This window comes from Streptomyces sp. RPT161, assembly GCF_027533845.1.
In the GTDB taxonomy this organism is placed as follows: Bacteria; Actinomycetota; Actinomycetes; order Streptomycetales; family Streptomycetaceae; genus Streptantibioticus_A; species Streptantibioticus_A silvisoli_A.
In genome coordinates this window covers 97,603-116,876 of sequence record NZ_JAPZVN010000002.1, presented here as the reverse complement: position 1 = coordinate 116,876, position 19,274 = coordinate 97,603, and the positions used below count along the sequence as shown (strand labels likewise).

The following is a 19,274-nucleotide window of genomic DNA, read 5'->3' as shown; positions in this document are numbered from 1 at the left end:
ACAGCCCCGTTCAGAAAGCGGCGTTACCGCTGGTCGCGCCGTTCTTCACGGTCAGCGGCAGCAGCTTCCTGCCCGTGGGGCCGATCTGGATGTGGGTGTCCATCTGCGGGCACACACCGCAGTCGAAGCACGGGGTCCAGCGGCAGTCCTCGACCTCGGTCTCGTCGAGGGCGTCCTGCCAGTCCTCCCACAGCCAGTCCTTGTCCAGGCCGGAGTCGAGGTGGTCCCAGGGCAGGACCTCCTCGTAGCCGCGCTCACGGGTGGTGTACCAGTCGACGTCCACGCCGTACTCCGGCAGCGCCTTCTCGGCGCACTCCATCCAGCGGTCGTAGCTGAAGTACTCGCGCCAGCCGTCGAACCGGCCGCCGTCCTCGTACACCGCGCGGATGACCGCGCCGATCCGGCGGTCGCCGCGGGAGAGCAGGCCCTCCACGATGCCGGGCTTGCCGTCGTGGTAGCGGAAGCCGATCGAGCGACCGTACTTCTTGTCGCCGCGGATCTTGTCGCGCAGCTTCTCCAGCCGGGCGTCGGTCTCCTCGGCGGACAGCTGGGGCGCCCACTGGAAGGGGGTGTGCGGCTTGGGCACGAAGCCGCCGATGGACACCGTGCAGCGGATGTCGTTGGACCTGGACACCTCACGGCCCTTGGCGATCACCTTGGTCGCCATGTCCGCGATCTGCAGCACGTCCTCGTCGGTCTCGGTCGGCAGGCCGCACATGAAGTACAGCTTCACCTGCCGCCAGCCGTTGCCGTACGCGGTGGCGACGGTACGGATCAGGTCCTCTTCGGAGACCATCTTGTTGATGACCTTGCGGATCCGCTCCGAGCCGCCCTCGGGAGCGAAGGTCAGACCGGACCGGCGGCCGTTCCTGGTCAGCTCGTTGGCCAGGTCGATGTTGAAGGCGTCCACCCGGGTGGACGGCAGCGACAGGCCGATCTTGTCGTCCTCGTACCGGTCGGCGAGGCCCTTGGCCACCTCGCCGATCTCGCTGTGGTCGGCGGAGGACAGCGACAGCAGGCCGACCTCCTCGAAGCCGGTGGCCTTCAGGCCCTTGTCGACCATCTCGCCGATGCCGGTGATGCTGCGCTCGCGCACCGGACGGGTGATCATGCCGGCCTGGCAGAACCGGCAGCCGCGGGTGCAGCCGCGGAAGATCTCCACCGACATCCGCTCGTGCACCGTCTCGGCCAGCGGGACCAGCGGCTGCTTGGGGTACGGCCACTCGTCGAGGTCCATCACAGTGTGCTTGGAGACCCGCCACGGCACGCCGGAGGCATTCGGCACGACACGGGCGATCCGGCCGTCCGGCAGGTACTCCACGTCGTAGAACTTCGGTACGTACACCCCGCCGGTCTTGGCCAGCCGCAGCAGCAGCTCATCGCGCCCGCCCGGGCGGCCCTCCGCCTTCCAGGCGCGGATGACGTCGGTCATCTCCAGCACGGCCTGCTCGCCGTCGCCGATGACGGCGGCGTCGATGAAGTCGGCGATCGGCTCGGGGTTGAAGGCCGCGTGGCCGCCCGCGAGCACGATCGGGTCGTCCAGGGTGCGGTCCTTGGCCTCCAGCGGGATGCCGGACAGGTCGAGCGCCGTGAGCAGGTTGGTGTAGCCCAGCTCGGTGGAGAAGGACACCCCGAGCACGTCGAAGGCCCGCACCGGGCGGTGCGCGTCCACGGTGAACTGCGGAACGCCGTGCTCGCGCATCAGAGCCTCAAGGTCCGGCCAGACGCTGTAGGTGCGCTCGGCCAGCACGCCCTCGCGCTCGTTGAGCACCTCGTAGAGGATCATGACGCCCTGGTTGGGCAGCCCCACCTCATACGCGTCTGGGTACATCAGTGACCAGCGCACATCACAGGCGTCCCAGTCCTTGACGGTGGAGTTGAGCTCTCCGCCGACGTACTGGATGGGCTTCTGGACATGTGGGAGAAGCGCTTCCAGGCGCGGGAAGACCGACTCGACAGGCATCTTGGGGTCTCTCGACTGTCTCTCGTGAGCTGGCAGGGGTGACCATCCAGCGTAACCGAGTCCTGCCCACGGCTCAGCCCGCGAGCGGGCCCCGGTCCGTTTCGCCCCATGCCTTCGGCAGGGCGGCCTCCACCGCACCGGCGCGTTCCCGCTCCATCTGGTGCAGCGCCCCGTACGGGAAGGTGTCCTCGTCGGCGCGGCGGGCGGTGTCGGCGAGCCGCCGGATCGCCGCCCGGCACATCACGCTGTCCTGGTGCTCGCCGAGCAGCTTCTGCAGTGCGGCGAGCCGGGCACGGTGCCGCTCGGCTGGCTTGCCGAGAACGGGTCGGGCGGACTCGGCCGCGTATCTGGCGCGCTTGGCCGCCTTGCGGGCGTCGTGCAGGGCGAGGTCGCGGCCGGTGCCGGGGGGCAGCGCCAGCGACTCGGCCACCCGGCGAGCGAGGCGACGGTGGTCGCGGCGCACCGCCCGGCGCACCGCCTCCTCGGCTGGGCGCTGGGCGGGGTCGCGCAGTGGTGGGGCGGCCAGCAGCGCGTCGAGGCGGTCGAGCAGGTCGAAGTAGCGCTCCTCGCACAGTTGCCGCAGCAGTTGGCGGCGGGCGCTGCTCCGGGCGTCGGCCCGCGGGCCGCGGATCCGGTCGCACAGCTGCTCGGTGCGCAGGTCGGGGTCCAGCTCCGCGCCGCGTTCGGCCAGCCGCTCGGCGAGCACCTCGCGGTCCCGTTCCAAGCCGAGGACTTCGGCCAGCCACTTCAGCTCGTCGCCGATGGGGTCGGTGACGGCGCGGTCGAGCTCCCGGCCGTAGGTCTTGAAGGCGCTGCGCAGACGGCGGGTGGCGACCCGCATCTGGTGCACGGCGTCGGGCTCGTCGCGGCGCACCGCCGGGTCGTACGCCGCGATCGCCCGTACCTGCTCGTGGAGGTAGGTCAGGGCGGCGTCGCCCGCGGTGGAGATGGTGTCGGGCGGGGCCGGTGGGTCGGGTGGGACGCGGTCGCCGAGGGCGTGCAGCAGTTTCGAGGGGTGGGCGGAGCGGCGGTAGCCCGCGGCGGTCAGCCGTTCCTCCACGGCGTCGAGCAACTTCGGCTTCCCGCCGAGGAGTTCCACCTCGGTCTCCGTCCAGGACAGCGGGTCGCGCTCGTCGGGGTACTCGGCGGTGACGTGGTCATGGGCGATCTCGGCGAGCGGGGTGCCGTCGGCGTCCAGCAGTTGGCAGCGTTCGCGGTGGTTGCGCAGCCGTACGACGGGGACGAGCGGGCGGCCCCGGGTGTACACGAGGACCTCGGCGAGCAGGGCCGGGGGCACGGTGCGGCGGCCCCGGCCGAGCGGGGCGTGCACCTCGGTACGGGTGTCGGCCTGGGCGGTGGGGAGCTTGAGGTGCCATCCGGCGTCGTCGCCGCCGGTTCTACGGCGTAGGGTGATGCGGCGGGCGGCGAGCGCCAGGTCGGGGGTGTCGAAGTAGACGGCGTCGAACTCGGCCGGGTTCAGCAGGCGCACCGAGGCGACGGCGGGCAACCCCGACAGGTCGGGCTCGGCGGCCCCGTCCCCGGCCTCGTACGTGCGCTCGGTCTCCCGCAGACGCTTCCCCATGCCTGGACGGTAGTTGCCCTCGCCGTCCCCGGCAATGGCGTCGGGAACGGCTCGGGCCGGTTCGCGCGGTGGTGGCGGCGTGTTCGGCACCGCCGGACCGCGCCGCGGGGGCTCCCCGCCACCGCGGCGGGAAGGATGTCTCCGCTAAGCCGAGACGGGGCGCTGCATCCGTACCGACTGGAGCAGGCCGACGCCGATCCACACCGCGAACATCGATGATCCGCCGTATGAGACGAACGGCAGGGGGATTCCCGCCACGGGCATGATGCCCAGCGTCATCCCGATGTTCTCGAACGACTGGAAGGCGAACCAGGCCACTATCCCGGCCGCGATGATCGTGCCGTACAGGTCCGTGGCCTGCCGGGAGATCCGGCAGGCCCGCCACAGGATGATGCCGACCAGCAGGATGATCAGTCCCGCGCCGACGAAGCCCAACTCCTCCCCCGCCACGGTGAACACGAAGTCGGTCTGCTGCTCGGGGACGAACTGACCGGTGGTCTGCGTGCCGTGGAAGAGACCCTTGCCCAGCAGTCCGCCGGAGCCGATCGCGATGCGCGCCTGCGCGGTGTTGTAGCCGACGCCCGACGGGTCCAGGGCCGGGTTGGCGAAGGCCGCGAAGCGGTCGATCTGGTACTTGCTGAGCAGATGGAGCTGCCAGACCGCCACCGCTCCCGCCGCGCCGACGGTCAGCAGCCCGAACACCCAGCGGTTGGACGCGCCGGAGGCGAGCAGCACGCCCAGTACCGTCACCACGATGACCATGGTCGAGCCGAGGTCCGGCATCAGCAGGATGACGCACATCGGCACGACGGCCAGGCCGAGGGCCTGGAGCACCGTGCGGCTGTCGGGGTGCAGCTGGTCGCCCGCGTCCACCCGTGCGGACAGGATCATCGCCATGCCCAGCACGATGGTGATCTTGGCGAACTCCGAGGGCTGCAAGGAGAATCCGCCGCCGATGACGATCCACGAGTGCGCGCCGTTGACCGTGGAGCCGAGCGGTGACAGCACCGCGAGCAGCAGCAGGATCGACACGGCGTAGAAGATCGGGATGATCCCGCGCACCCTGCGGTGGCCGACCACGACGGTGCCGATCGCGAGCGCGATCCCTATGGCCAGGTTCATCAGATGGCGGATCAGGAAGTACTGCGGATCGCCGTGGTTGATGGAGGTACGGCCGCGGGTCGCCGACCAGACGAGCAGCGAGCCGACCGCGGACAGCGCTATGGCGGCTGCGACCAGTATCCAGTCCATCCGCCGCACCACCGAGTCCCGGGCCAACAGCTTGCCCAGCGTGGAGCGTTCCGGGGTGAACCGGCGGATCGAGTAGCCGCTGAAGCTGCTGCTCGTCATGCGAGGTACCTCCGCCCGAGCAGCAGCTTCTCGTTGCGCTCCGGGGCCAGCGCGTCCAGCGTGGCCGGCTGGCCGGGGACGCTGGAGTCGTTGCCCGGGTAGGCGAACTGGGTCGGGTCGGGAGTGGTCAGGGCGGCCTGCTGGACCAGTCCGTCCGGGCCGAACTTCGGCAGGCTCTGCTGCGGGGTGGGCAGCAGACCCTTCTTGGGGTCGATCGACCCGTCCGGCTGGACGCCGTACAGCGCCGAGTAGATGTTGCGCACCGCCTGACCGGAACCACCGGAACCGGTACCACCCTGGGAGATGGTCATCACGATCGCGTAGTCCTTGCTGTACGTCGCGAACCACGAGGTGGTCTGCTTGCCGTAGACCTCCGCGGTACCGGTCTTGGCGTGCAAGGTGATCTTGTCCTGCGGCCAGCCGCCGAACTTCCAGGCGGCGGTACCGCTGGTGATCACCCCGGCCAGCGCGTCGTCGATGTAGTGGATGGTCTGCGGGGAGTCGGGCAGCTTGCCGACCGACTTCGGGTCGATCTGCTGGATGTGCTTGCCGTCCGGGCTGACGACGGCCTTGCCGATGGTCGGCTGGTAGAGGGTGCCGCCGTTGGCGATGGCGGAGTAGATCTTGGCCATCTGGATCGGGGTGACGAGCGTGTCGCCCTGGCCGATCGCGTAGTTGACGGAGTCACCGGCGCGCATCCGGTTGCCGTCGACGCAGTCCTCGCGGGCGATGTCGGTGGCGTAGTCGTGCTTGCCGGACGCGGCCTGGGCGCACCAGGACTTCTTCATCGCGTCGTACTCCGCCTGCTTCCACTGGCGGTCCGGAACGCGACCGGGGACCTCGCCCGGCAGGTCGATGCCGGTCTTGGCGCCGAGCCCGAACTGGTGGGCCGTCTTGTAGAACCAGTCCTTCGGGTTCTTGGGGTTGTTGCCGCCGTCCTTGAGCCACTGGTCGTAGGAGAGCCCGTAGAAGACGGTGTCGCAGGAGATCTCCAGGGCGTGGGCCAGGCTGATGTCGCCCGCCTGCTCGCCCTCGAAGTTCTTGAACAGCTGGCCGCCGATGGACATGCTCGACGGGCAGGAGTAGTGACCGTTGATGTCGTACCCGGCGTTGACCGCCGCCGAGGTGGAGATGACCTTGAAGGTCGAACCGGGCGCCGACTGTCCCTGTGTGGCCCTGTTGAGCAGCGGGTAGTCGGAGTCCTTGCCGGTGAGCGCGGCGTAGTCCTTGGCGGAGATGCCGCCCACCCACTCGTTGGGGTCGTACGTGGGCGCGCTGGCCATCGCGATGACCTGGCCGGTGTGTACGTCCATCACCACGGCGGCGCCGGAGTCGGCCTTGTAGTTCTCGTGGGTGACGGTGTCGTAGGTGTTGCGGGCGTCCTGCATCGCGGCGGCGAGCTGCTTCTCGGTGATCGCCTGGACCCGGGAGTCGATGCTGGTCACTATCGAGTCGCCGGGCTGCGGCGGGGTGTCGCCCGCGTTGCCGATGACCCGGCCGCGGTTGTCCACCTCGTACCGGGTGACACCGGCCTTGCCGCGCAGTTCGCTGTCGTAGGTGTGCTCGAGCCCGGAGCGGCCCACCTGGTCGGAGCGCTGCAGGGTGGGCTGCCCGTTCTTCATCGACGCCTGGATCTCGTCGTCGGTGACCGGCGAGAGGTAGCCCAGCACCTGGGCGGTGTTGGAGCCGTCCGGGCCCGGGTAGCGGCGTACCGCGGTGGGCTGCGCGGCGATGCCGGGGAAGTCCTCGCGGCGCTCCATGATCTGCAGCGCCTGCTGGGTGGTGGCCGTGTCGGTGATCGGGATCGGCTGGTAGGGCGAGCCGTTCCAGCACGGCCGCGGGGTCTTGGCGTCGCAGAGCCGGACCTTGTCGGCGACGTCCTGGTACTTCATGCCGAGCACGCCCGCGAGCCGGGTGAGCACGGCCTTGCCGCCGTCCTTCATCTTCATGATGTCGGTACGGCTGACGGTGACGACCAGTCGGGTCTGGTTGTCGGCCAGCGGGACGCCGCGCGCGTCGAGGATCTGGCCGCGTACCGCCGGGTCGACGACTTCCTGGATGTGGTTGCTGTCGGCTTCCTGGGTGTACTGCTGGCCGTTGCGGATCTGGAGGTACCACAGCCGTCCGCCGAGGGTGAGCAGCAGTGAGACGACCAGGATCTGCAGGATGATCAGCCGGATGGTGACGCGCTGGGTGCGGCCGGTCTCGGGGATATTGCTCATCGGCGCGCGGCGCCTCCTTCGAGGACGATGGCGGGCGGCGGGAAAACAGCGCAGCGGCCCGCGGGGCCTCGGTTGGCGGTGGTGGCGGGCGGCGGGAAAACAGCGCAGCGGCCCGCAGGGCCCCGGTTGAGGGTGGTGGCGGGCGGCGGGAGGGAAGTCACAGCTTCCGGCCTCCCTTCAGCAGGCCGCCGCGCTGGCCGCCGAGGCCCGGGCGGGACAGTCGGCCGCCCCGGCCCGGGCGGAAGTTCCGCGGGGTTCCGGGTGTCAGCCAGCGGTACGGGCCGATGCCGGGGCCGCCGGAAGTGTCCCCGGCGATCGGATCGTTCTCCACCCGCCGGGCCAGGGCCATGATCCAGGGCACGGTGAACGGCGCGAGCAGCAGGTCGTAGACCGTGGCGGTGAACAGCAACTTGACCATGCCGACATGGCGGGCCGCGGTGTCGCCGACCAGCGCGCCCACCCCGGCGTTCAGCAGTGTGGAGCCGATGGCCGCGGCGCCGACCACCACCATCGGCATGACCGCGGACCGCAGTTGGCCGCTGTCGGGCTTGGCGAGCCCGGCGAGGTAGCCGATGACGCACAGCACCAGGGCGTACCGCCCGGCGGCGTGGTCGGCGGGCGGGGCCAGGTCGGAGAGCAGTCCCGCGCCGAAGCCGACGAGACAGCCGCCGACATGGCCGTAGGTGAGGGCCAGGCCGAGGACGACGAGCAGCATCAGGTCGGGTACGGCGCCCGGCAGATGGAGCCGGGCGAGCACGCTGACCTGGAAGACGAGGGTGACCACCACCAGGACGGCGGTGAGCAGGATCCGGTTGATGCGCATCGGTCAGCTCGCAGACGGGGACGGGGACGGTGACCCGGCGGAAGACGGTGAACCGGAGGACGAGGGCGACGCGGATCCGGAGGCGCTCGGGGACACGGTGACGGTGACCGTCGGGGTGGGCACCGCCTTCGGGGCGGGCGGCAGCACGGTGTCGCGCGGGTCCCGACGCGGCGGCACCACCACGACGCCCACGATGTCCAGCCTGCTGAAGGCGACGAACGGCTGGACCTCGACGGCCCTGGTCAGTCCGCCCGCGCCCGGGTCGAGCGCGACGACCTGGCCGAGCGGCACGCCCGGCACGAACGGCTTGTCGCCCTGCGAGCCGAAGGTGACCATGCGGTCGCCCGGCTTCACATTGGCCTTGCCGTCGAGCAGTTGGACGCGCATCGGGCGGTCGCCCTGGCCGGTGCTGAAGCCGAGTTCCATCGACTTCTCCATCCGGGCGCCGACGGTGAAGTCGGGGTCGATGGCGAGCAGCACGGTGGAGGTGGACGGAGCCACTGTGGTGACCCGGCCAACCAGGCCGTCGCCGTTGATGACGGTCTGGTCGCGCTGGATGCCGTCGTTGCTTCCAGCGTCGATGGTGACCGTCCAGGAGAAGCCCTGGGTGGCTCCTATGGCGACGACCTGGGCGGCCTTGATGCCGTACTGGCCCGCTCCGGCGGTCTTGAGCAGCTTGTCGAGTTCGGCGGCGCGGTTGCGGGTGATGTCGCTGCTGCCGAGCTTCTGCTTCAGCTCCTCGTTCTCCTGCTGGAGTTGGGCGATCCTGTCGTGCCGGGCGCCGGAGTCCCGTACCGCCTCTATGGCGTTGCCGACCGGATTGACGGCGGAGGCGACCCCGTTCTCCACCGGTCCGAAGACAGAGGCGGCGGCGGACCGCACACCATCCAGCGGAGACTGGTCGCCGCCGCGGATGTCCACGGTGATCAGCGCGAACGCGATGGCGACCAGTAGGACCAAGAGCAACCTGCTCTCTCGTGTGTCCCTCACGTGCGGCGGCCGTGCCTTCCTCGTGGGACCGGTCGGCTAGGGGCTTCGACCGGTCAGCGATGTGGTACCTGGCGAACCTGGGGTCTGTCCTTGTCGTGCTGCCGAACGGTCCGTGCCGCGGAACCGTCGGTTGGGAAACGATCCGCCGCCGGGCCGGGCAGTCACCCGTACGGCGGATCGCCCCCGCGCTAGCGGCGGGGCTGGGCGTCCAGCACCTGCTGGAGCGCCTCGAACTCCTCGACGCACTTGCCGGAACCGAGGGCGACCGAGTCCAGCGGGTCCTCGGCGATGTGGATGGGCATTCCGGTCTCGCGCCGCAGCCGCTCGTCCAGGCCGCGCAGCATGGCGCCGCCGCCGGTGAGGACGATGCCGCGGTCCATGATGTCGCCGGACAGCTCCGGCGGGCACTTGTCGAGGGTGGTCTTGACCGCGTCCACGATCGCGTTCACGGGCTCCTCGATCGCCTTGCGGACCTCCGCGGCGGAGATGACCACGGTCTTGGGCAGTCCGCTGACCAGGTCGCGGCCACGGATCTCGGTGTGCTCGTCCTTGTCGAAGTCATAGGCCGAGCCGATGGTGATCTTGATCTGCTCGGCCGTGCGCTCGCCGAGCAGCAGGCTGTACTCCTTCTTGATGTGCTGGATGATCGCGTTGTCCAGCTCGTCGCCCGCCACCCGGATCGACTGCGCGGTGACGATGCCGCCCAGCGAGATCACGGCGACCTCGGTGGTACCGCCGCCGATGTCGACCACCATGTTGCCGGTGGCCTCGTGCACCGGCAGTCCCGCGCCGATCGCCGCCGCCATCGGCTCCTCGATGATGTGCACCTGGCGGGCACCAGCCTGGCTGGACGCCTCGATCACGGCGCGCCGCTCAACTCCGGTGATGCCGGAGGGCACACAGACCACCACGCGTGGGCGGGCCAGATAACGCCGCTTGTGGATCTTGAGGATGAAATAACGGAGCATCCGCTCCGTGATCTCGAAGTCCGCGATCACGCCGTCCTTGAGCGGGCGGACCGCAACGATGTTGCCAGGAGTGCGGCCGATCATCTTCTTGGCTTCGGCGCCGACCGCCAGGATGCCGCCGGTGTTGGTGTTGATGGCGACGACAGACGGTTCATTGAGGACGATCCCGCGACCCCTGACGTACACCAGCGTGTTGGCGGTGCCGAGGTCGACAGCCATGTCACGGCCGATGAACGACATGTTGTTCGCCATGAGGATACGTCTGGCCTTCCCGAGCTGGAGCGATGGGGACTTGAGGGCGCGGAGGTGCGATGTGCTGCGGGGTCCGTAGCGGCGGGTCCATCTTAAGTGCGCCCGTGGGACCGGGCGCGAGGACGCCTCGGCCATTGTCAGCAGAACACGCGGCCGTCCCCTGTAATGGTGACGACGTGTCGGGGCTATTGGTTCCCGTAAATCCTCGGCATATGCCCTACGGCGACCGGAATCCGCCGGTCGCCGTATGACGGATTGTCAGTCAGGGTCAGCCGAGTTCCGGGAAGAAAATCTTGATCTCCCGCTCCGCGGACTCCACGGAATCCGACGCGTGGATCAGGTTTTCGCGCACAATGGTGCCGAAATCTCCACGAATGCTCCCCGGCGCGGCGGCGATCGGGTCGGTCGGACCGGCCAGCGCGCGCAGCCCCTCGATCACCCGCTCCCCCTCCACGACCATGGCGACGGACGGGCCGGACGACATGAACTCCACCAGCGGCTCGTAGAACGGCTTGCCGACGTGCTCGGCGTAGTGCTGCTCCAGCGTCGCGCGCTCCAGCGTGCGCAGTTCCAACGCGCCGATGGTCCAACCGGCCTTGCGCTCGATCCGGCCGATGATCTCGCCGACCAGGCCGCGCCGTACGGCGTCCGGCTTGAGGAGGACGAGGGTGCGCTGGCTCATGCTGCGGCTCCTTGCATAACACGATGCTTCACGGGTGCACTGACCCTATCGGGCCAACCGGCACCCGTGACCAGCGGCTACGCGGTCGACGCGACCTTCGCTTTGAATTCGTCGATCTTTCTTCCGTAGTGCACCGCGGCCCACCACAGACCGGCGAACGCCGCGCCCAGGAAGAACATCATGGACACCACGAAGCCCGAGGCCACCAGCCCGACCTGGAGCAGCCAGCCGACCGCCACCGCGCCCGGCCTGGTGACCACGCCGCACAGCAGCACGCAGACCGCCATCGCGACACCGCACACCGTCCACACGGTGGCCGTCGAATAGCCGGAGAGGTTCATCGCGACCAGCCCCGCGAGGCCGATGACGAAGGCCTCACCGATCAGGGTGCTCGCACACAGCGTTCTCATCGGCTCTCACTTCCGGCCCAGCAGCAGCCGGGCCTCTCCAACGGTGATCACGGAACCGGCCACCAGCACGCCCGCGCCCGCGTACTCGCCCTCTTCCTCGGCCAGCGTGATGGCCGCCTCAAGCGCGTCGTCCAACCGCGGCTCGACCTGCACCCGTTCGGAGCCGAAGACCTCGACCGCGATCGCCGCCAGCTCGTCCACGTCCATCGAACGGTGACTGGAGTTCCGGGTCACCACCACCTCGGCGAAGATCGGCTCGAAGGCCTCCAGCAGCCCGCGTACGTCCTTGTCCCCGCTCGGGCCGATCACCCCGACCAGATGGGTGAAGCCGAAGGCCTCCCGGACCGCCTCGGCCGCCGCCTGGGCGCCGGCCGGGTTGTGCGCGGCGTCCAGCACCACCGTGGGGCTACGGCGCACGACCTCCAGGCGGCCCGGCGAGGTGACCGAGGCGAACGCGCCGCGCACCGTGTCGATGTCCAGCGGGCGGGCGGCCCTGCTGGAGCCGACCCCGAAGAACGCCTCGACCGCGGCGAGCGCGACCGCCGCGTTGTGTGCCTGGTGTGCGCCGTGCAGCGGCAGGAAGATCTGCTCGTACTCACCGCCGAGCCCGCGCAGCGTCAGCATCTGCCCGCCGACCGCGACCTCGCGGGACGCCACTCCGAACTCCATGCCCTCCCTGGCCACCGTGGCGTCCACCTCCACGGCGCGCCGCAGCAGCACCTGCGCGGCGTCGACCGGCTGCTGGGCCAGCACCACCGTGGCGCCCTGCTTGATCACCCCGGACTTCTCCACCGCGATCTCGCCGGGCGTCCCGCCCAGCCGGTCGGTGTGGTCCAGCGCTATCGGGGTGACCACGGCGACCCCGCCGTCCACCACGTTCGTGGCGTCCCAGCTGCCGCCCATGCCGACCTCGACGACGGCCACGTCGACCGGCGCGTCGGCGAAGGCCGCGTACGCCATGCCCGTGAGCACCTCGAAGAACGACATCCGGTGCGGCTGGGAGCCGTCCACCATCTCGACGTACGGCTTGATGTCCTGGAACGTGCTGACGAACCGGTCCACGGAGATCGGCGCGCCGTCCAGGCTGATCCGCTCGGTCACCGACTGGACGTGCGGGCTGGTGTAGCGGCCGGTCCGCAGCTCGAAGGCGCGCAGCAGCGTCTCGATCATGCGGGCGGTGCTGGTCTTGCCGTTGGTGCCGGTGATGTGGATCGACGGGTAGGAGTGCTGGGGCTCGCCGAGGATGTCCATCAGCGCGGCCATTCGGTCCAGCGACGGGTCCAGCTTCGTCTCCGGCCAGCGACCCGCCAGTTCGGCCTCCACCTCGCGCAGCGCCTGCGCCTCCTCGGGCGTCCTGGGCCCGGCGGGCGCGTCGTCCTGCGGGGTGGGCGGGACCTGTGCGCGCAGCGTCCGGCTTCCGGCCTCGATCACGGCAAGGTCGGGGTCCCGGTCGGTCTCGTTCGCCATGATCTCGTCGAACTCGTCCGGGTCGGGGGCATCGTTTCGGGGGCGCTCGCTCACGGTGACCAGTCTACGGAGGGGGACTGACAGAAACGGTCAAGGCCCCCGAGCGGAGGCTCGGGGGCCTTGACCGTCAGCGGACCGGGGGCGCTCATGCCTCCGGCAGGTTCGCCAACTGGGCGCCGATACGGGCGATGTCGGCCTCGGCGGCCTCCCGCCGGGCGCGGATCTTGTCCACCACGTGGTCGGGCGCCTTGGCCAGGAACGCCTCGTTGCCCAGCTTCGCGTTGGCCTGCGCCAGTTCCTTCTCGGCGGCGGCCAGGTCCTTGGTCAGCCGCTTGCGCTCCGCCGCGAAGTCGATCGCGCCGGACAGGTCGAGCGCCACCGTGGCGCCCGCGACCGGCAGCGAGGCGGTGGCGTGGAAGCCCTCGCCCGCGGGCTGCAGGCGCAGCAGCGACCGGATGGCCTCCTCGTGCGGCGCCAGCGGCGTGCCGTCCAGGTCAAGCCGGGCGGGAACCCGCTGGCCGGGCTGCAGGCCCTGGTCGGAGCGGAACCGGCGGACCTCGGTGATCACCTGCTGGAGGGTGGCGATCTCCTGCTCGGCGGCCCGGTCGCGGAAGCCGCTGTCGCTCGGCCAGTCGGCGATGACCAGCGACTCGCCACCGGTCAGCGAGGTCCACAGCGTCTCGGTGACGAACGGCACCACCGGGTGCAGCAGCCGCAGCGTGACGTCCAGGACCTCGCCCAGCACGCGGCGCGAGACGTCGGCTGCCTCGCCGCCCGCCGCGAACGTGGTCTTGACCAGCTCCACGTACCAGTCGAAGACCTCGTCCCAGGCGAAGTGGAACAGGGTGTCGGAGAGCTTGGCGAACTGGTAGTCGTCGTAGTACGCGTCCACCTCGGCGACGACCGAGTTCAGCCGGGACAGGATCCACCGGTCGGTCGCCGACTGCCGCTCGGCGGGCGGCAGTTCGCCCTCGACCGTGGCGCCGTTCATCAGCGCGAAGCGGGTGGCGTTCCAGATCTTGTTGGCGAAGTTGCGGGAGCCCTGCACCCAGTCCTCGCCGATCGGCACGTCCACACCGGGGTTGGCGCCCCGGGCCAGGGTGAAGCGGACGGCGTCGGAGCCGTAGGCGTCCATCCAGTCCAGCGGGTTGACCGCGTTGCCGAAGGACTTCGACATCTTCTTGCCGAACTGGTCGCGGACCATGCCGTGCAGCACGATGGTGTGGAACGGAGGCGTGCCGTCCATCGCGTACAGGCCGAACATCATCATCCGGGCGACCCAGAAGAACAGGATGTCGTAGCCGGTGACCAGCGCGGAGTTCGGATAGAACTTCGCCAGGCTGTCGGTCCGCTCCGGCCAGCCGAGCGTGGAGAACGGCCACAGCCCGGAGGAGAACCAGGTGTCCAGCACATCGGTGTCCTGGTGCCAGCCGTCACCGGTCGGCGGCTCCTCGTTCGGGCCGACGCAGACGACCTCGCCGTTCGGCCCGTACCAGACCGGAATGCGGTGGCCCCACCACAACTGCCGTGAGATGCACCAGTCGTGGAGGTTGTCGACCCAGCCGAAGTAGCGCGACTCCATCTCCTTCGGGTGGATCTTCACCCGGCCGTCGCGCACCGCGTCACCGGCGGCCTGAGCCAGCGGGCCGACCTTGACCCACCACTGGAGCGACAGCCGCGGCTCGATGGTGGTCTTGCAGCGCGAGCAGTGCCCGACGGAGTGGGTGTACGGGCGCTTCTCGGCGACGATCCGGCCCTCGGCGCGCAGCGCGCCGACGATCGTGGAGCGGGCCTCGAAGCGGTCCAGGCCCTGGAAGGGGCCGTGCGCGGTGATGATGCCGTGCTCGTCCAGCACGTTGAGCGACGGCAGATTGTGCCGCTGGCCGATCTCGAAGTCGTTGGGGTCGTGGGCCGGGGTGACCTTGACCGCGCCGGTGCCGAACTCGGGGTCCACATGGGCGTCGGCGACGACGGGGATCCGGCGGCCGGTCAGCGGCAGCTCGATCTCACGGCCGACCAGGTGCTTGTACCGCTCGTCGTCGGGGTGGACGGCGACGGCGGTGTCGCCGAGCATCGTCTCGGCCCGGGTGGTGGCCACGACGATGGCGTCGTCCCCGTCGCCGTACTTGATCGAGACCAGCTCGCCGTCGTCGTCCTGGTACTCCACCTCGATGTCCGAGATGGCGGTCAGACAGCGCGGGCACCAGTTGATGATGCGCTCGGCGCGGTAGATCAGCCCGTCGTCGTAGAGCTTCTTGAAGATCGTCTGGACGGCCCGGGAGAGGCCCTCGTCCATGGTGAACCGCTCACGGGACCAGTCCACGCCGTCGCCGAGGCGGCGCATCTGGCCGGAGATCTGCCCGCCGGACTCGGCCTTCCACTGCCAGACCCGCTCGACGAACGCCTCCCGGCCCAGGTCGTGCCGGGACTTGCCCTCCTTGGCCAGCTCGCGCTCGACCACGTTCTGGGTGGCGATACCGGCGTGGTCCATGCCCGGCTGCCACAGCGTCTCGTAGCCCTGCATCCGCTTGCGGCGGGTCAGGGCGTCGATCAGCGTGTGCTCGAAGGCGTGGCCCAGGTGCAGGCTGCCGGTGACGTTCGGCGGCGGGATGACGACGGCGTACGGCTGCTTGTCGCTCTTGGCGTCGGCCTCGAAGTAACCGCGCTCTACCCAGCGCTCGTACAGCTTCCCCTCTACCTCGGCCGGAACGTACTGGGTCGGCAGGTTGTCAGGGCTGCTGCTGGCCCCGTCCAGGGGGCGCGGGTTCATGTCGGTCACGCGGCAATTCTAGGGGCGGCACGGCCCGGTCTCCGAACGGCTTTGGTCCGCTGACCGGACGAGGACCCGGCTTTTGACGTGCCCATGGAATGAGGAAGGATGTGGCGCTCGCAAGACAGTCAACGGGAGGACGCAAGACCCATGAGCTTCAACCAGCCACCGCCCAACCCATACGGCCAGCAGCCCGGCCCGCAGCCCGGCTACGGCTATCCCCAGCAGGGCGGCGTCCCCCCGCAGCCGAACCCTTACGGCCAGCCCGGCCAACCGCCCACCAACCCTTACGGCCAGGCCCCGGCCAACGCCCCCTACGGCATGCCGCCCCAGGGCCAGAACCCCTATGTCCAGCAGCCCGGTTGGGGCGCTCAGGTCCCACCGCCCCCGCCGGTCAAGAAGAGCAACGCGGGCAAGGTCATCGGCATCCTCGCCGCCGTCGTGGTCGTGGCGGGCGCGGGCATCGCCTTCGCCGTCGTGGGCAGCGGCGGCGGCCTCACAGGCGGCGGCGACTACAAGCTGACGACACCGGACACGGTGCTGGACGGCAAGTACAGCAAGGACACGGCAAAGTCGTCGCAGATGACGAACCAGATGGACTCGTCGGTCAACGACTCGGGCATCTCGGATGGTAAGACCGCGGCCGCTGTCTGGACCGGCGGCAGCGACGGGGTGGTCCTCAGCGGCGCGTACGGCAACGTCTCCGACCCGAGTGGCGCCGTCGACAAGGTGATCTCAGAGGGGCTCAAGGGCGCCACCACCACGAAGCAGACTCCGTCCGGCTTCGACGGCACGATCATGAAGTGCGGTCAGCAGAACGAAGGCGTCGCGTCGATGCCCTTCTGTGTCTGGGGCGACAGCAGCACGGTCGCCATAGCCATGTGGATGCCCAACATCGATCCGTCCAATCCCACTGCCAGCCTTCCCACCGCCCCGTCCATCTCCGACTGGGCCCAGACCACGGCCAAGCTGCGCAGCGAGGTGCGGGTCAAGAAGTAGCGTCACCGCCACCTGTAAGGGCGCTCGCCAGACGCGAGCGCCCTTACAGGTGAGGCCGACGCTCGTCGGGCAGCACCCGCGACCGATACGCGAATCCGCGCGGCCGACTCAGTCGTACTGCTTGAGCACGGAGATCAGTTCTCGCCCTTCCTTGGCGCCGTGCCTCAACAACACCGCAGCGGTCGTGTGGAGTTCGTTCCACGAGTGCGGACGGCCGACCGATGCGGCATCCGGCAGGCAGCCGATCGCGATCGCCAAGGCTTCAGATGCTTCCCCCACCCCGGCGAAGGCATGCGCCAGACAGGAGCGGTACCAGGTCTTGTCGCGCCGGTGGTGGTCGGGAAGCGCGGCCAGCCCTGTCGTCAGTTGGTCGATCGCGGCACGCCACCCGCCCAAGTGCAGTTCGGCCATGCCGCGTTGGAGGGTGAACCACGTCTCGTCGTAGAAGTACATCCACGGTGGTTCGTCCTCGGAACGCTCGGCGGCGCGGCCGATCAGCTCCTGGGCCTCGTCGAGCAGATGTCGGGCATCGTCGCCTTCCCCGTTCAGCGCGTGACCGCGGGCCGCCATCTGCGCCGCCATGCCCTGGACTCCCCGCGAGGTCCCGGGCGCCGACCAGCGCGCGGCTTCCGCGAGCCGTACGCACCGCGTGCCGCGCCCTCCGGACCATGCCATGTGAGCCTTCATGCTCAGCGTCGTGGCCGCCATGTTGGCGTCTCCGGCCTCCAACGCCCATTCGTGGGACCGGTCATACCAGGCCAGCGCCGCAGCGCTCGCGCCTTGGTCCTGCGCCATCCACGCAAGAAACTGGGCGTGTTCGGCGGCCAGTCGGACCACTCGGTCGGACAACGCCCCCGCAGCACAGCCGTGGAGGCCCACAACGGTCCGCAACTGCTGGCGCATCACGTCAACAAGTGGCCGCGATCCGATGAGGTCCTCTGCCCTCCTGTGCTCGGCCAGCAGGCGATCGAACCAGTCCAGGGTCGCGCTGTCCGGGCGCGTCGAACCGTTCACAGCGCTCGTGACCCGGGCCAACAGGTCTTCGTCCGGCGCCAGACCCGGCAGCGCCAGGCTGGCCACTGGCCCTGGATCGGGCCGGGCGGCACCGTACAGCAGCCTGTCGGGAATGCCGAGCCCCTCAACGATCCGTTGCCGGACTTCCACGGACGTCACACGCCGCCGACCGCGTTCGATGTCGGAAACGTCCGACTGCGACAAACCCACCCGCTCGCCAAGTCTGGTCTGACTCACACCGCCCGCGAGTTGGCGGTAGGTACGAAGGACGGCGGCCCAGTCCTCGCTGGCGATCGCAGAAACGAGCCGAGGGTGAGCCCACAGATCCACAGAGTGATCCCCCATAGCTCGACTATAGGGCCGTCCTATAGGGCCCTGGGCTGGGTACCGGCGGCACCATCCGTCACGGTCAAGGCATGACAGCACACACCCACGTCAGCGAACTGCCGTACGCGCCAAGCTGCCCCGAGTGCACCCGGTTCAAGGCCGATGAGGAAAAGGCCCGATACGACCGCGACCCGAGCAAGGAGGTCGACTACCGGGTCCTGGCCCGGCGGCACCTGCGGAACGTGCACGGCGTGGCGGTGGCCGGATGACCGCCAGGGCCGTCTACCGCTGGGTCCCGCACACCATCCGCCACGTCCCCGAAGGCGGCATCGTCTGCGAGGCGTTCTGCGTCGCACATGGCTGCGACGCGGGGTCCGGCCCCCAGGGCGATCCCGACGCCGTACTCGACTGGTGCCTACGGCACACCGGCCGCACCGGACACGACCTGTTCCGGCGGGCCTTCAGCGACCACGCCAGGGTCACGCGCGGCGGCTGATCGTGGAAAGGGATCCTGCCGCCTTCACGGTGCGCAGTACTGGCGCCGTCTCCAGGGTGTGGATTGCCTCCAGGGCGCCCAAGCGGTGGACGAGGTAGTCGTGAAGCACGGCCGGGGTGGGGCACAGGGCGTGGGCCAGGAGGTTGGTGGGGCCTGTTGTGGCGGCTACGTAGGCCAGTTCGGGGTGTTGGGACAAAGCGGTGGCGACGTGGTCCAGGTGGGCGGGGGCCACCGCCACCCACAGCAGCGCTTGAGTGGTCGCGCCCAGGAGCGCGTCGTTGAACTCGACGTCGAAGAAGATCGCGCCGCTCGATTGGAGGTCGGCCAGACGGCGGGCGACGGTCGCCGGTGACCAGCCGGTGGCCGTGGCGAGTTCGGCATGGCTGGTGCGGCCGTCGCGTTGCAGGGCGGCCAGCAAGGGGCCGTCGGAGTCGGCCAGGGGCTTGCCAGGGCGGGACAACGGACCTGTCGGAGGCCGGAGTTGGCGCTGTTGGCCGTCGTCCAGGGTGCCCAGGTGACCGCGCCAGGCCGTGGGGCCGCCGAGGTAGGTGTGCAGCACGTAGTGGGCGCTCACCCCGGTGATGCCCGCGGTGCGCGGGATGTCCGCGAGCAGCAGCGGATGGCCGGCGCCGGTCGGGGTGCGCACGATCGCCAGAATCTCCGTACCGCCCGAGGCGAGCTTCACCCAGGAGGTGTCGCGTCGGCGGGCCAGGGCGTGTGCCAGGTCCTGGGCGGTGCGCGGGCTGGCGGTCAGCCGCACGATCCACTGCGCCTGGTCCGCGCGGTCCGGGTCGGCGAGCGCGACCACCCGCAGCGACGCGTCGGCGCTCAGCCGCCGGTAGCGGCGGGCAACGGTCTGCGTCGACACCCCGAGCACCTCGGCGATACGGGCGAACGACGCCCGCCCGTCGATGTGCAGGGCGTGGATCAGACCCCGGTCCACCCCGTCGAGCATCAGC

The 19,274-nt window shown here is 69.9% G+C and carries 16 protein-coding genes; 3 read left to right on the top strand and 13 right to left on the bottom strand.

What is annotated here, in order from left to right; genetic code table 11:
- Positions 1-10 precede the first annotated feature (10 nt).
- The 11 genes from O5O46_RS05035 to O5O46_RS04985 form a co-directional block, all read right to left on the bottom strand.
- Positions 11-1,963 carry a TIGR03960 family B12-binding radical SAM protein gene (locus tag O5O46_RS05035; RefSeq protein WP_269854015.1) on the bottom strand — a complete coding sequence of 651 codons (1,953 nt, stop codon included), beginning with the start codon at positions 1,961-1,963 and terminating at the stop codon, positions 11-13.
- A 73-nt stretch (positions 1,964-2,036) separates the two neighbouring features.
- Positions 2,037-3,545: a CYTH and CHAD domain-containing protein gene (locus O5O46_RS05030; protein WP_269854014.1), complete on the bottom strand. Its 1,509-nt coding sequence runs from the start codon at positions 3,543-3,545 to the stop codon at positions 2,037-2,039.
- 144 nt (positions 3,546-3,689) lie between these two features.
- On the bottom strand, positions 3,690-4,895 hold the full coding sequence (gene rodA / locus O5O46_RS05025) for a rod shape-determining protein RodA (protein WP_269854013.1): 1,206 nt from the start codon (positions 4,893-4,895) through the stop codon (positions 3,690-3,692).
- On the bottom strand, positions 4,892-7,117 hold the full coding sequence (gene mrdA / locus O5O46_RS05020) for a penicillin-binding protein 2 (protein WP_269854012.1): 2,226 nt from the start codon (positions 7,115-7,117) through the stop codon (positions 4,892-4,894). The genes rodA and mrdA overlap by 4 nt, the downstream gene beginning before the upstream one ends.
- Before the next feature lie 157 nt (positions 7,118-7,274).
- Positions 7,275-7,940 carry a rod shape-determining protein MreD gene (mreD, locus tag O5O46_RS05015; protein WP_269854011.1) on the bottom strand — a complete coding sequence of 222 codons (666 nt, stop codon included), beginning with the start codon at positions 7,938-7,940 and terminating at the stop codon, positions 7,275-7,277.
- Between the two features lie 3 nt (positions 7,941-7,943).
- A complete protein-coding gene (mreC, locus tag O5O46_RS05010; RefSeq protein WP_269854010.1) occupies positions 7,944-8,930 on the bottom strand; it encodes a rod shape-determining protein MreC in 987 nt (328 codons plus the stop codon).
- A gap of 188 nt (positions 8,931-9,118) precedes the next feature.
- The gene (locus O5O46_RS05005; protein ID WP_255932338.1) at positions 9,119-10,138 is read right to left on the bottom strand and encodes a rod shape-determining protein; all 1,020 of its coding nucleotides are present in this window, start codon (positions 10,136-10,138) and stop codon (positions 9,119-9,121) included.
- 280 nt (positions 10,139-10,418) lie between these two features.
- Complete coding sequence (gene ndk / locus O5O46_RS05000; protein WP_269854009.1) at positions 10,419-10,832, bottom strand: nucleoside-diphosphate kinase; 414 nt, start codon at positions 10,830-10,832, stop codon at positions 10,419-10,421.
- A 77-nt stretch (positions 10,833-10,909) separates the two neighbouring features.
- Positions 10,910-11,242: a DUF4233 domain-containing protein gene (locus tag O5O46_RS04995; RefSeq protein ID WP_269854008.1), complete on the bottom strand. Its 333-nt coding sequence runs from the start codon at positions 11,240-11,242 to the stop codon at positions 10,910-10,912.
- Between the two features lie 6 nt (positions 11,243-11,248).
- Complete coding sequence (gene folC, locus O5O46_RS04990; RefSeq protein ID WP_269854007.1) at positions 11,249-12,763, bottom strand: bifunctional tetrahydrofolate synthase/dihydrofolate synthase; 1,515 nt, start codon at positions 12,761-12,763, stop codon at positions 11,249-11,251.
- A 91-nt stretch (positions 12,764-12,854) separates the two neighbouring features.
- Complete coding sequence (locus O5O46_RS04985; RefSeq protein WP_269854566.1) at positions 12,855-15,479, bottom strand: valine--tRNA ligase; 2,625 nt, start codon at positions 15,477-15,479, stop codon at positions 12,855-12,857.
- Positions 15,480-15,629: 150 nt separating this feature from the next.
- On the opposite strand from O5O46_RS04985, the gene O5O46_RS04980 reads away from it, so the two are divergent.
- Positions 15,630-16,478, top strand: coding sequence for a DUF3824 domain-containing protein (locus tag O5O46_RS04980; RefSeq protein ID WP_269854006.1), 849 nt, complete (start codon positions 15,630-15,632; stop codon positions 16,476-16,478).
- Between the two features lie 108 nt (positions 16,479-16,586).
- Here the strand turns inward: O5O46_RS04980 and O5O46_RS04975 are convergent, their stop codons facing one another.
- On the bottom strand, positions 16,587-17,837 hold the full coding sequence (locus tag O5O46_RS04975) for a helix-turn-helix domain-containing protein (RefSeq protein WP_269854565.1): 1,251 nt from the start codon (positions 17,835-17,837) through the stop codon (positions 16,587-16,589).
- Positions 17,838-17,908: 71 nt separating this feature from the next.
- Between O5O46_RS04975 and O5O46_RS04970 the strand changes: the two genes are divergently transcribed.
- Positions 17,909-18,088 (top strand): hypothetical protein, encoded by a 180-nt coding sequence (locus tag O5O46_RS04970; RefSeq protein ID WP_269854005.1) that lies wholly within the window; start codon positions 17,909-17,911, stop codon positions 18,086-18,088.
- Positions 18,085-18,315, top strand: coding sequence for a DUF7848 domain-containing protein (locus O5O46_RS04965; RefSeq protein ID WP_269854004.1), 231 nt, complete (start codon positions 18,085-18,087; stop codon positions 18,313-18,315). Before O5O46_RS04970 ends, O5O46_RS04965 begins: the two co-directional genes overlap by 4 nt.
- Here the strand turns inward: O5O46_RS04965 and O5O46_RS04960 are convergent.
- On the bottom strand, positions 18,299-19,270 hold the full coding sequence (locus O5O46_RS04960; RefSeq protein ID WP_269854003.1) for an Lrp/AsnC family transcriptional regulator: 972 nt from the start codon (positions 19,268-19,270) through the stop codon (positions 18,299-18,301). The genes O5O46_RS04965 and O5O46_RS04960 overlap by 17 nt on opposite strands.
- Positions 19,271-19,274: the final 4 nt, after the last annotated feature.

Bases quoted from the DNA above. Each gene is read 5' to 3' on its own strand.
- O5O46_RS04980 (WP_269854006.1), top strand. From the start codon at position 15,630: ATGAGCTTCAACCAGCCACCGCCCAACCCATACGGCCAGCAGCCCGGC.
- ndk (WP_269854009.1), bottom strand. From the start codon at position 10,832: ATGAGCCAGCGCACCCTCGTCCTCCTCAAGCCGGACGCCGTACGGCGC.
- mreD (WP_269854011.1), bottom strand. From the start codon at position 7,940: ATGCGCATCAACCGGATCCTGCTCACCGCCGTCCTGGTGGTGGTCACC.
- O5O46_RS04985 (WP_269854566.1), bottom strand. From the start codon at position 15,479: ATGAACCCGCGCCCCCTGGACGGGGCCAGCAGCAGCCCTGACAACCTG.
- O5O46_RS05030 (WP_269854014.1), bottom strand. From the start codon at position 3,545: ATGGGGAAGCGTCTGCGGGAGACCGAGCGCACGTACGAGGCCGGGGAC.
- O5O46_RS04960 (WP_269854003.1), bottom strand. From the start codon at position 19,270: ATGCTCGACGGGGTGGACCGGGGTCTGATCCACGCCCTGCACATCGAC.
- mrdA (WP_269854012.1), bottom strand. From the start codon at position 7,117: ATGAGCAATATCCCCGAGACCGGCCGCACCCAGCGCGTCACCATCCGG.
- O5O46_RS05035 (WP_269854015.1), bottom strand. From the start codon at position 1,963: ATGCCTGTCGAGTCGGTCTTCCCGCGCCTGGAAGCGCTTCTCCCACAT.
- O5O46_RS04995 (WP_269854008.1), bottom strand. From the start codon at position 11,242: ATGAGAACGCTGTGTGCGAGCACCCTGATCGGTGAGGCCTTCGTCATC.
- O5O46_RS04965 (WP_269854004.1), top strand. From the start codon at position 18,085: ATGACCGCCAGGGCCGTCTACCGCTGGGTCCCGCACACCATCCGCCAC.
- O5O46_RS04970 (WP_269854005.1), top strand. From the start codon at position 17,909: ATGACAGCACACACCCACGTCAGCGAACTGCCGTACGCGCCAAGCTGC.
- O5O46_RS05005 (WP_255932338.1), bottom strand. From the start codon at position 10,138: ATGTCGTTCATCGGCCGTGACATGGCTGTCGACCTCGGCACCGCCAAC.
- rodA (WP_269854013.1), bottom strand. From the start codon at position 4,895: ATGACGAGCAGCAGCTTCAGCGGCTACTCGATCCGCCGGTTCACCCCG.
- O5O46_RS04975 (WP_269854565.1), bottom strand. From the start codon at position 17,837: ATGGGGGATCACTCTGTGGATCTGTGGGCTCACCCTCGGCTCGTTTCT.